This window comes from Actinosynnema sp. NPDC037264 (assembly GCF_055603705.1).
Window position 1 is genome coordinate 1 of the sequence record NZ_JBVJVK010000115.1, and the last position, 11270, is coordinate 11270.

Below are 11270 nucleotides of genomic sequence, written 5' to 3' on the forward strand. Positions count from 1 at the left end.
TCCGCCAATCTCCGTGGCAGGAACACGCCCCCTTTGTGTTTTGACCCCCGGGGGGGGGGGGGGGGGGGGGGGGGGGGGGGCTCCCCCCCCCCCCCCCCCCCACCCCTCTTCGCGTGTCCGGCGAGTCTCGACCGAACGGCTCACCGCTACTGGGACAGTGGGAGGATGTCGGTGCAGCAAACGACCTCGCACGGTGTCGTGACGGACTCCGTCCGCCCGCCCGAGTTCTCCCGCGCCGAACGGGTGCGGGTGCTCACGATGACCGCCGCCGGGTCGGTGGTCATCGGCTACGCGGGCGTCGCCGCGCTGCTCGCGCTGATCTCCTCGACGGCCGCGCACGCGTCGTTCTCGACGACCGGTGTGCTGACCGCCGCCGCGCCGGGCTGGCTGGTCGCGCACCACGTGCCGCTGCGCTTCGACGGCGGGCAGCTCGGCCTGCTGCCGCTGCTGCCGACCGCGCTGGTGATGCTGCTGGTGTACCGGGCGGCGGCGGGCGCGGCGGACCGGTTGGGGCTGTTCGAGCCGTTGCAGGCGCGGTCGGTGGTGTTCGGCATCGCGGGCGCGCACGCCGTGGTCGGCAGCGTGATCGCGTTCCTGATGGGTGACGAGGGTCCGGTCCGGGCCACGCCCGCGGTGGCGTTCTTCGGGTGCGCGGTGGTGTCCGGGCTGGCGGCGGTCGCGGGGGTCGCGCAGCGCTGCGGTCTGGTGGAAGTCGTGTTCGAGCGGGTCGACCCGGTGGCGCGGCGCGGGTTGCGCACGGGCGCGTTGGCGTTGTTCGCGCTGGTCGCGGCGGGTGCGCTGGTGCTGGCGCTCGGGCTGCTGTTCTCGTGGTCGACCACCGCGGTGCTGTTCGACCAGAGCGGCGGCACCATCGGCACGGGCCTCGGCATCTGGCTGCTGTGCCTGGCGTACCTGCCGAACGCGGTGGTCGGTGCGTTGTCGTACGTGGTGGGCTCGGGGTTCTCGATCGGCGCGGCGGTGGTGGGCCCGCTGGAGTTCGTCGGCGGCCCGGTGCCCGCCGTGCCGCTGCTGGCCGCGTTGCCCGAGGAGCAGGCGTCCTACCTGGCGCTGGTGCTCGTGCTGCCGGGCGTGATCGGCGTGGTGGCCGGGTTCTCGTTGCGCGACGCGGCCGAGACGCCGCGGGCCAGGGTGCGCGCGGTGCTGGTCGCGGCGGTCACCGCGGGCGTCGGGGCGCTGGTGCTGGCGGCGGTGGCCGGTGGCGCGCTGGGCGGCGGGGCGTTCAACCCGGTCACCATCCCGGCCGGGTTGCTGGCCGTGCTCACGTTCGGCTGGGTGACCGTGCCGGGCGCGGTGGTGGCCTGGTTCTCCGGGCCGCGGCCGCCGCGCGTGGTGGCGGCCGAGCCGGAACCGGAGGCCGTCGTGGACGAAGAGGACTACGAGGACTACGAGGACGATGCCGAGTACGACGAGGAAGCCGAAGAACTCGAGGAGGAGTTCGAGGAGGAAGAAGACGACGAGGAGTACGACGAGGACGAGGACGGGGAGGAGCTCGACGAGGAGGACGACGAGGAGTTCGACCACGACCTCGACGAGTACGACGACCTCGAAGAGGAGTTGGTCGAGGACGTCGACCCCGAGGAGACCGACCCCGAGGACGCCGACGAGGAACCCGACTCCGACTCCGACGAGGGTGACGAGGCCGACCCGGAGGACCTGGCCGACGAGCCCCGCTAGCCAACGCCTAGGCTGCTCTTGAGCTGCTGTGACAGTCCCCAGCAAGGAGAGCACGCTGAGCGCCGCGACCACACTCCGGCTTCCCGTCCCCGCCAGGGTCGTCGTCCTCGTCTCCGGTTCCGGCACCCTGTTGCAGGCGTTGCTGGACGCGGCGGCCGACCCCGGATACCCGGTCGAGGTGGTCGCCGTCGGCGCGGACCGCACCGGCATCGAGGGCCTCGGCCGCGCCGAGCGCGCAGGCGTCCCCTCCTTCGCGGTGAAGCTGCGCGACCACGCCGACCGCGACGCGTGGGACACCGCGCTGGCCGACGCCGTCGAGGCGCACAAGCCCGACCTGGTCGTCACCGCCGGCTTCATGAAGATCCTCGGACCCGCCTTCCTGGCCCGCTTCGGCGGCCGGATGGTCAACACCCACCCCGCGCTGCTGCCCGCCTTCCCCGGCGCGCACGGCGTCCGCGACGCCGTCGACTACGGCGTGAAGGTGACCGGCGCGACCGTGCACCTGGTGGACGGCGGTGTGGACACCGGGCCGATCCTGGCCCAGGAAGCGGTCGTCGTCGCCGATGACGACGACGTCGAGAGCCTGCACGAGCGCATCAAGGTGGTGGAGCGGCGGCTGCTGGTCGACGTGGTCGCCCGCCTGGCCCGCGAGGGCTGCACCGTGAACGGACGAAAGGTGAGCATCCCGTGACCACTCCTGCCGAGAGGCGACCGGTTCGCCGGGCCCTGATCGGGGTTTCCGACAAGTCGGGGCTGCTGGAACTGGCCACCGGCCTGCACGCGGCCGGAGTCGAGATCGTCTCCACCGGCGGCACGGCGCGCGCGCTGGCCGACGCGGGCGTGCCGGTCACGCCGGTCGAGGAGGTCACCGGGTTCCCGGAGGCGCTGGACGGTCGGGTGAAGACGCTGCACCCGGGCGTGCACGCGGGGCTGCTCGCCGACACCCGGCGCGAGTCGCACCTGGAGACGCTGCGCGAGCTGGGCATCGAGCCGTTCGACCTGCTCGTGGTGAACCTGTACCCGTTCACGCAGACCGTGGCCTCGGGCGCGTCGGCCGACGAGTGCGTGGAGCAGATCGACATCGGCGGTCCGGCCATGGTGCGGGCGTCGGCGAAGAACCACGCCAGCGTGGCCGTCGTCGTGGACCCGTCGCGGTACTCGTGGGTGTTGGAGCAGGTCAAGGCCGGTGGGTTCACGCTGGCGGACCGGCAGCGGCTGGCCGTGGACGCGTTCCGGCACACCGCGTCCTACGACGTGGCCGTGGCCTCGTGGCTGGGCAGCGCGGTCGCGGCGGACGACGAGGGCTCCGGCTTCCCGGGCTGGGTCGGCGCGACGTGGAACCGCAAGCAGGTGCTGCGGTACGGCGAGAACCCGCACCAGCGGGCGGCGCTGTACACGCAGGGCGACGGGCGTTCCGGGCTGGCGACGGCGGAGCAGCTGCACGGCAAGGAGATGTCCTACAACAACTTCGTCGACGCCGACGCGGCGTGGCGGGCGGCGTGGGACCACGAGCTGCCGTGCGTGGCGATCATCAAGCACGCCAACCCGTGCGGCATCGCGGTGTCCAAGGTGGACGGTCCGGGTGCGATCGCCGAGGCGCACCGCAACGCGCACGCGTGCGACCCGGTGAGCGCGTTCGGCGGCGTGATCGCGGCGAACCGCGAGGTGACCGTGGAGATGGCCGAGCAGGTGGCGGAGATCTTCACCGAGGTGATCATCGCGCCCTCGTACGCCGACGGCGCGGTGGACGTGCTCACGCGCAAGAAGAACATCCGCATCCTGGTCGCGCCGGCGCCCGACCGCGGTGGCGTGGAGATGCGGGCCGTGTCCGGTGGGTTGCTGTTGCAGACGACCGACACCATCGAGGCCGAGGGCGACGACCCGGCGAAGTGGACGTTGGCGTGCGGCACGCCGTTGGACGAGGAGGGCCTGGCCGACCTGGCGTTCGCGTGGCGGGCGTGCCGGGCGGTGAAGTCGAACGCGATCCTGCTCGCGTCCGGTGGCGCGACCGTCGGCGCGGGCATGGGCCAGGTCAACCGGGTCGACGCGGCCCGGCTGGCGGTGGCGCGCGCCGGTGAGCGGGCGCGGGGTTCGGTGGCCGCGTCGGACGCGTTCTTCCCGTTCCCGGACGGGTTGGAGGTGCTGCTGGAGGCCGGTGTGCGCGCGGTCGTGCAGCCCGGTGGTTCGGTGCGCGACGCCGAGGTGATCGCGGCGGCGGAGGCGGCCGGCGCGACCGTGTACCTGACCGGCACGCGGCACTTCGCGCACTAGTAGCGCTTCGGAAGGGCTCCTCGTCGGCGGACGGGGAGCCCTTCCGCGTCTCACTGCTTCGCGATCAGTTCCTCGGCCGTCTTGCGGACCACGGCCTCCGCGTCGGCCAGCGGCATCGGCGAGTCGCTGATGAAGCCCTTGTCCCGCCCGCTGTAGGTGATGCTCCAGACCACCGCGTCCTGGCGGGCGATCAGCTTCACGTCGATCGAGTCGCGCGGCGTGGGTTCGATGATCAGCATCGCCTCGTCGCCGAGGCCTTCCACGGGCTTGGTCTGCAGGCCGTTCGCGAACCCGGCGGCGTCGTCGTAGGTGCTCTCCGCGTGCTCGACGTTCTGGTTCGACTTGTCGGTGAAGTCGCGGTAGTCGTAGATGTAGAAGGCCATGCTGCGCGGGTTGCGGCCGTCCTTGCCCTCGGTCTGCTGCCAGTGGCAGTTCCAGCGCTTGAGGCCCTTGTCCTGCGCGGGTTTCTCGACCAGGCGGAAGCTGCTGACGTGCGCCTGCGACTTCAGGTCGGCGCTGAGGTCGCACTCGGCGATCGGCTGCTCACCCGGGCCGCCGCCCGGCTGCTCGTAGTAGTCCAGCAGGAACGTGGTGGCGACACCGCCCAGGACCAGCACGACGACGGCGACCACGATGCCCACGACCAGGCCCGTGCGGCTCTTCTTCGGCGGCTGGGGGCCGTACGGGCCGTGACCGGGTTGCTGGGGGCCGGGCGGTCCCTGCGGGCCGAAACCGGGCGGGGGTGGTCCGTACCCGCCGGGTTGGCCCTGGCCGTACCCGCCCGGTTGCCCGGGGCCGGGCTGAGGTGGTCCGTAGCCGGGTTGTGGCTGCTGGGGCCAGTTCTGCGGGTTCTGAGGTGCGTTCACGGTTCCCCCCGTGTGGCCGGTCGGTGTCGCGAGCAGCAGTCTGCCGGCCACCCGATCGTGGACGCTGCCGGCATTGACAGGGGGTGGCGGGTTAGGGATAAGATCACCGTGTCGTTCGAACAGATGTTCGACAGACAGGTCGCCGAACTTCCCACGGCGATCCGCGCACAGGGGTGCGCGCGGATCTGTGGGAGGAGGGCTGGTGTCCAGGTCGGCAACGGCGACGCTGACCGCGCTCGGGGTAGGCGCGGCGGGCGAGCTGACCAAGGCACCGGTCCGGGCCCTGCCGGTTCGCGGGGAACTGGCAGGGCTCCTCCCGTGGGGTGGCCTGCGGCGGGGCAGCACGGTGTCGGTGCGAGGGTCGACATCGTTGCTGTTCGCGCTGATGGCCGCGGCGACGGCGGAAGGATGCTGGGCGGCCGTGGTCGGCCTGCCGGGGTGTGGGGCACTCGCGGCGGCCGAGTTGGGCGTGGCCGTCCATCGACTCGCCCTGGTCCCCCGACCTGGCAGGGACCAGGGCGAGGTCGAGAAGACCGTGGCGGCCCTGTTGGACGGGTTCGACCTGGTCGTGCTGGCCACGCCGGTCACCCCCGCGACTTCGCGCAAGCTCTCGGCCCGGGCCCGGCACCGCAAGGCGGTCCTGCTGCCCTTCACCGTCTCGTGGCCGGGCGCGGACGTGGAGCTGACGGCGACCTCGGGCCACTGGACCGGCCTGGAAGCGGGCCACGGCCTCCTGACCGCTCGCACCGTCAACGTCCAAGCGACCGGCCGAGGCGCCGCGGCGAGGCCACGGCAAACGAGCCTGGTACTTCCCGGGACCGCCGCGGAGCCACCCGCACGCCCCTCCCTGGTCCCGCTCCCGACCACTGACTCACCACTGCCGCCGGCCGACGCACCCTTGCCGACCGCCAACTCGCCGCGGCTGCCCACGGGCCTGCCGCTGCCGACGGCCGACCTGCCGTTGCTGCCCGCCGGCCTGCCGCGTCCCCCCTCCACCGGTCCGCCTGGCCCGCCCGACCTACCCGACCAACCCGATCTACCCGACCAACCCGGTCCGTCCTTCCCGGCCACCGTCGAGGCGGTGTGAGCCGTGCGCGTCTCACAACCCGCCCCTCCCACTCGTCGAAGAGGTGAATCCCCTGTACACGCTTGCCGTCTGGTGTCCTGACTGGCCGGTGGTGGCGGCCTCCGCCGAGGCCGCGCTCCCGCCGCACCTCCCTGCCGCCGTCGTCGGATCGGGTGAAGTCGTCGCCTGTTCGGCGGTCGCGCGCGCCGAAGGGGTGCGACGCGGGATGCGGCGGCGCGCGGCCCAGGGGCAGTGCCCCGAGCTGGCCGTCTTCGAGTGCGACGAGGTGCGCGACGCCCGGCTCTTCGAGCCGGTCGCGGGGGCGGTGGAGGAGCTCGCGCCCGGGATCGAGGTGGTCCGGCCGGGGCTGGTGGTCGTCGCCGCCCAAGGGCCGGTCGGGTACTTCGGGTCCGCCGAGTCGGCCGCCGAGCGCCTGGTCGACCACATCGCGGTGCGCGCCGGGGTCGAGGCGCAGGTCGGGTTCGCCGACGGGCTGTTCGCGTCGACCCTGGCCGCGCACCGCGGGCTGGTCGTGCCGCCGGGCCGGACCCGGGAGTTCCTCGCGCCGCTGGGCATCCACGAGCTCGACCAGCCCGCCGAACGCCGGGAGGACCGGGCCGCGCTGGTCGACCTGCTGCGCCGCCTCGGCCTGCGCACGCTCGGCGCGTTCGCCGCCGTGCCCGAACGCGACGTCGCCACCCGCTTCGGCCGCGCCGCCGTGCTCGCCCACCGGCTGGCCGCCGGGCTGGAGGAACGTCCCAGGTCGCGCCGCCGCCCGCCGCCCGAGCTGTCGGTCACCCGGGAGCTCGACCCGCCGATCGACCGGGTCGACGCGGCGGCGTTCGCGGCGAAGGGCCTCGCCGAACGCCTGCACGCGGGCCTCGCCGACCGGGGTCTGGCCTGCACCCGCCTCGGCATCCGGGCCACCACCGAGAACGGCGAGGAGCTGCACCGGCTGTGGCGCTGCGCCGAGCCGCTCACCCCGCAGGGCATCGCCGACCGCGTCCGCTGGCAGCTCGACGGCTGGCTCACCCGGGCCCGCCTCGACGGCGCCGGCCTCACCGCCGGCATCCACCTGCTGCGGCTGGACCCCGAAGAGGTGGTCGACGCCACCGCGCTGCAACTGGGCCTGTGGCCGGGCGCGGGTCAGGACCAGGGTGAGGCGGCCGAACGCGCGGCGCGCGCGATGGTGCACGTCCAGGGCCTGCTCGGGCCGGACGCCGTGCTCACGCCCGTGCTCGGCGGTGGACGTGGGCCGGTCGAGCGGGTGCGGCTGGTGCCGTGGGGCGACGAGCGCACCCCGGCGGCGGACGCGGAGCAGCCGTGGCCGGGGCAGCTGCCCGGACCGTCGCCCGCGACGGTGTTCGCCGAACCCGAGCCGGTCGCGCTGCTGGACTCCTCGGGTGCGGACGTCGTGGTCACCGGCTACGCCGAGCTGGTCGTGCGGCCGCACCGGATCGTGCACGGCGGCCGTGCGCGGCAGGTCGTGGCGTGGTCGGGGCCGTGGCCGGTGGACGAGCGCTGGTGGGACGCGGAGACCGCGATGCGCGGTGCACGACTGCAAGTGCTGGGAACCGCGGCGGACGGCGAGGAACTCGCGTTCCTGCTGATCCGCGCGGGTGGCAAGTGGGCGGTGGAAGGGGTGTACGACTGATGAGCGGTGACTTCTCCGAGCAGGATCGCCGGAGCCTGGCCGAGTGGCTGGACGATTGCGCCGCGCCGGACCGGCACGAGGTGCCGGACCAGCGCGGCGGACCGGCCTACGTGGTGAGCTTCGGCTGGCTGCCCGCACGGCTGCCACCGGCGGCGCCGTCGATCCCGTCGCCTCGGCGGGCGCTCGACGACTCGCGCTGATGGGCTGGAACAACCCGCCGGTCCGGTGGTCGGAGCTGGAGCGCGCGCTGTCGGGCAAACCCCCGGTGCCCGACGGCGGCGACAGCCCGGCGTGGACGCGCCACCGCGACCGCTACGAGGCGCCGCCCGACTTCGCGGTCAAGGTGGACGACCTCGGGTCGACCCGCGCCCGCGTGCCGTACGTCGAGCTGCACTGCCACTCCAACTTCAGCTTCCTCGACGGCGCCAGCCACCCGGAGGAGCTGGTGGAGGCGGCGCAGCAGCTCGGGCTGGACGGGGTGGCGTTGACCGACCACGACGGCATGTACGGCGTGGTGCGGTTCGCCGAGGCCGCCAAGGAGCTCGGGATGCGCACGGTGTTCGGCACGGAGCTGAGCCTCGGGCTGTCCGAGCCGCAGAACGGCGTGCCGGACCCGGAGGGTGAGCACCTGCTCCTGCTGGCCACCAACCGCGACGGCTACCACGCGTTGTGCCGCACGGTCACCACCGGTCAGCTCGCCGAGGGCAGCGAGAAGGGGCGGCCGGTGTACCGGTTGGAGGAGGTCGTCGCGGACACCCGGGACGACTGCGTCGTGCTCACCGGCTGCCGCAAGGGCGCGGTGCGGCGGGCGTTGGCGCGGGAAGGGCCGGCGGCGGCGTTCGCGCAGCTGCGGAGGCTGGTCGACCTGTACGGGGCGGACCGGGTGTTCGTGGAGCTGACCGACCACGGCTACCCCGAGGACGGGCCGCGCAACGACCTGCTGTGGGGCATGGCCCACGACCTGGGGCTGCCGACCGTGGCGACGAACGCCGTGCACTACGCGGTGCCCGCGCGGGGTCGGTTGGCGGCGGCGATGGCGGCGGTGCGGGCGCGGCGCAGCCTGGACGAGATGGCGGGCTGGCTGCCGCCTGGCCGCACGGCGTGCCTGCGGTCGGGGGAGGAGATGGCCCGCCGGTTCGCCCGGTTCCCCGGTGCGGTGCACCGCTCGGCCGTGCTCGGCCTGCAGTGCCAGTTCGACCTCAAGCTGATCGCGCCGGAACTGCCGCCGTTCGACGTGCCGCCGGGGCACGACGAGAACAGCCACCTGCGTGAGCTGACCTACGACGGCGCGGCCCGCCGCTACCGCTCGATCGGCGAGAACCCCAGGGCGTACCAGCAGATCGAGCACGAGTTGAAGATCATCAAGGAGTTGAATTTCCCCGGCTACTTCCTCGTCGTGCACGACATCGTCTCGTTCTGCCGGCGCAACGACATCCTCTGCCAGGGCCGGGGGTCGGCCGCGAACTCCGCGGTCTGCTACGCCCTCGGCATCACCAACGTCGACGCGGTCCGCTTCGACCTCCTCTTCGAGCGCTTCCTGGCGCCGGCCCGCGACGGCCCTCCCGACATCGACCTCGACATCGAGTCCGACCGCCGTGAGGAGGCCATCCAGTACGTCTACCGCAAGTACGGACGCCGGCACGCCGCACAGGTCGCCAACGTCATCAGCTACCGCGGTCGGTCGGCGATCCGCGACGTCGCGCGGGCGCTCGGCTACTCCGTCGGCCAGCAGGACGCGTGGAGCAAGCAGATCGACCGCTGGGGCCCGCTGCGGTCCACAGTGGAGGAAGGCGGCATTCCCGGCCCGGTGCTGGAACTGGCCGCCGAGCTGGAGAACTTCCCGCGGCACCTGGGCATCCACTCCGGCGGCATGGTCATCTGCGACCGGCCGGTCAGCGAGGTGTGCCCGGTCGAGAAGGGCCGGATGGCCGACCGCACGGTGTTGCAGTGGGACAAGGACGATTGCGCCTCCATCGGGTTGGTCAAGTTCGACCTGCTCGGCCTCGGCATGCTCTCGGCGTTGCACTACGCCATCGACCTGGTGCGCGAGCACGAGGGCGTCGAGGTCGACATCGGCAACCTCGACCTCGAAGACCAAGCCGTCTACGAGATGCTGCAGCGCGCCGACTCCGTCGGCGTGTTCCAGGTGGAGAGCCGCGCGCAGATGGCGACCCTGCCCCGGCTCAAGCCGCGGACGTTCTACGACCTGGTGGTGGAGGTCGCGCTGATCCGCCCCGGCCCGATCCAGGGCGGCTCGGTGCACCCCTACATCCGCCGGCGCAACGGCAAGGAGCAGTGGGACTACGACCACCCCCTGCTGGAGGGGGCGCTCAAGAAGACCCTCGGCGTGCCGCTGTTCCAGGAGCAGCTCATGCAGATCGCCGTCGACGTGGCCGACTTCAGCCCCGCCGAGGCGGACGAGCTGCGCCGCGCCATGGGCGCCAAGCGCTCCACGCACCGGATGGAACGCCTCCGCGAGCGCTTCTACGAGGGCGCCAAGGCCAACGGCATCGGTCACGAGCTGGCGGAGAAGATCTACGCGAAGCTGTTGGCGTTCGCCAACTTCGGCTTCCCGGAGAGCCACGCGCTCAGCTTCGCGCACCTCGTGTTCGTCAGCGCCTGGTTCAAGCTCTACCACCCGGCCGCCTTCTGCGCGGCGTTGCTGCGTGCTCAGCCCATGGGCTTCTACTCCCCTCAGTCGTTGGTCGCGGACGCCCGCCGTCACGGCGTGCGCGTGCTCGGTCCGGACGTGAACGCCGGCCTCCCGCACGCCACCCTCGAACTGGTGGACGGCGAGCAGGCCGTGCGCATCGGCCTGGCCGGCATCCGGACGATCGGTCAGAAGGTCGCCGAAGACGTTGTCGCGCAACGGGAATCGGGCCCGTTCCGGGACATGGCCGACTTCGGCGCCCGGGTCCGCCTGACCACGGCCCAGGTGGAGGCCATGGCCACGGCGGGCGCGTTCGGGTGCTTCGGCCTGGACCGACGTGCCGCGCTCTGGTCGGCGGGAGCCGTCGCGAAGATCCGACCCGACCGCCTGCCCGGAACCGTGGTAGGCACCGAGGCGCCCGCCCTGCCCGGCATGGACGAGGTCGAGCTGGCGGTCGCCGACGTCTGGGCGATGGGCTTGTCCCCGGGCAGCTTCCCGACCGAGTTCGTCCGGGAGCGACTGACCGCCCTGGGCGCCCTGGCCACCGCCGACCTGGCCACCGTGCCCAACGGGACCAGGGTGTTGATCGGCGGCGCCGTAACCCACCGCCAACGCCCCGGCACCGCGGGCGGCGTCACGTTCCTCAACATCGAGGACGAGACCGGCATGGTCAACGTCGTCTGCACCACGGGCCTGTGGGCCCGCTACCGCAAGGTCGCCCGAACCAGCCCGGCTCTGCTGATCCGAGGCGTCGTCGAATCCGCGGAAGGCGTCATCAGCATCCGCGCGGAACGATTGCAACAGCTCGACCTGCGCATCCCCTCACGCTCACGCGACTTCCGCTAAATCCGCTCTACTCGCCGACGCCACACCACCACCCCCGCCTACCCACAACGGCCCTGGAACCGCCCCGGGCCCACCGAACCCCCGGCCGCTCCCCACTCGCCCACAACGGCCCCGCGGCGCGTCCACTGAGTCCACTTGCCCCAACCGCCGCACAACGGACCCGGAACCGCCGCACCCAGGCCCGATTTGACATGGGTTCGGGTGCCATAGGCTGGTCGAAGC

General features: G+C 73.0%; 8 protein-coding genes. 7 read left to right on the top strand and 1 reads right to left on the bottom strand.

Annotated features, from left to right (window positions below; all coding sequences use genetic code 11):
* Positions 1 to 165 precede the first annotated feature (165 nt).
* Genes ACZ7GX_RS45065 through purH form a run of 3 tightly spaced genes read left to right on the top strand, consistent with a single transcriptional unit; the run spans position 166 to position 3966 of the window.
* Complete coding sequence (locus ACZ7GX_RS45065; RefSeq protein WP_498786815.1) at positions 166 to 1695, top strand: cell division protein PerM; 1530 nt, start codon at positions 166 to 168, stop codon at positions 1693 to 1695.
* A 28-nt stretch (positions 1696 to 1723) separates the two neighbouring features.
* A complete protein-coding gene (purN, locus tag ACZ7GX_RS45070; protein ID WP_498786816.1) occupies positions 1724 to 2386 on the top strand; it encodes a phosphoribosylglycinamide formyltransferase in 663 nt (220 codons plus the stop codon).
* Positions 2383 to 3966 carry a bifunctional phosphoribosylaminoimidazolecarboxamide formyltransferase/IMP cyclohydrolase gene (purH, locus tag ACZ7GX_RS45075; protein ID WP_498786817.1) on the top strand — a complete coding sequence of 528 codons (1584 nt, stop codon included), beginning with the start codon at positions 2383 to 2385 and terminating at the stop codon, positions 3964 to 3966. The genes purN and purH overlap by 4 nt, the downstream gene beginning before the upstream one ends.
* A 50-nt stretch (positions 3967 to 4016) precedes the next feature.
* Here the strand turns inward: purH and ACZ7GX_RS45080 are convergent, their stop codons facing one another.
* Entirely contained in the window at positions 4017 to 4832 is an 816-nt protein-coding gene (locus ACZ7GX_RS45080; protein WP_498786818.1) for a hypothetical protein, read from the bottom strand.
* Between the two features lie 202 nt (positions 4833 to 5034).
* On the opposite strand from ACZ7GX_RS45080, the gene imuA' reads away from it, so the two are divergent.
* From imuA' to ACZ7GX_RS45100, 4 genes are read left to right on the top strand one after another with little or no spacing between them, the layout of a single operon-like run.
* Complete coding sequence (gene imuA' / locus ACZ7GX_RS45085) at positions 5035 to 5919, top strand: DnaE2-dependent mutagenesis accessory factor ImuA' (protein ID WP_498786819.1); 885 nt, start codon at positions 5035 to 5037, stop codon at positions 5917 to 5919.
* 43 nt (positions 5920 to 5962) lie between these two features.
* Complete coding sequence (locus ACZ7GX_RS45090; RefSeq protein WP_498786820.1) at positions 5963 to 7552, top strand: DNA polymerase Y family protein; 1590 nt, start codon at positions 5963 to 5965, stop codon at positions 7550 to 7552.
* Positions 7552 to 7752 (top strand): hypothetical protein, encoded by a 201-nt coding sequence (locus tag ACZ7GX_RS45095; protein WP_498786821.1) that lies wholly within the window; start codon positions 7552 to 7554, stop codon positions 7750 to 7752. Before ACZ7GX_RS45090 ends, ACZ7GX_RS45095 begins: the two co-directional genes overlap by 1 nt.
* On the top strand, positions 7752 to 11048 hold the full coding sequence (locus ACZ7GX_RS45100; RefSeq protein WP_498786822.1) for an error-prone DNA polymerase: 3297 nt from the start codon (positions 7752 to 7754) through the stop codon (positions 11046 to 11048). Before ACZ7GX_RS45095 ends, ACZ7GX_RS45100 begins: the two co-directional genes overlap by 1 nt.
* The last annotated feature ends 222 nt before the right edge of the window (positions 11049 to 11270 follow it).

Bases quoted from the DNA above. Each gene is read 5' to 3' on its own strand.
- ACZ7GX_RS45065 (WP_498786815.1), top strand. From the start codon at position 166: ATGTCGGTGCAGCAAACGACCTCGCACGGTGTCGTGACGGACTCCGTC.
- ACZ7GX_RS45095 (WP_498786821.1), top strand. From the start codon at position 7,552: ATGAGCGGTGACTTCTCCGAGCAGGATCGCCGGAGCCTGGCCGAGTGG.
- ACZ7GX_RS45100 (WP_498786822.1), top strand. From the start codon at position 7,752: ATGGGCTGGAACAACCCGCCGGTCCGGTGGTCGGAGCTGGAGCGCGCG.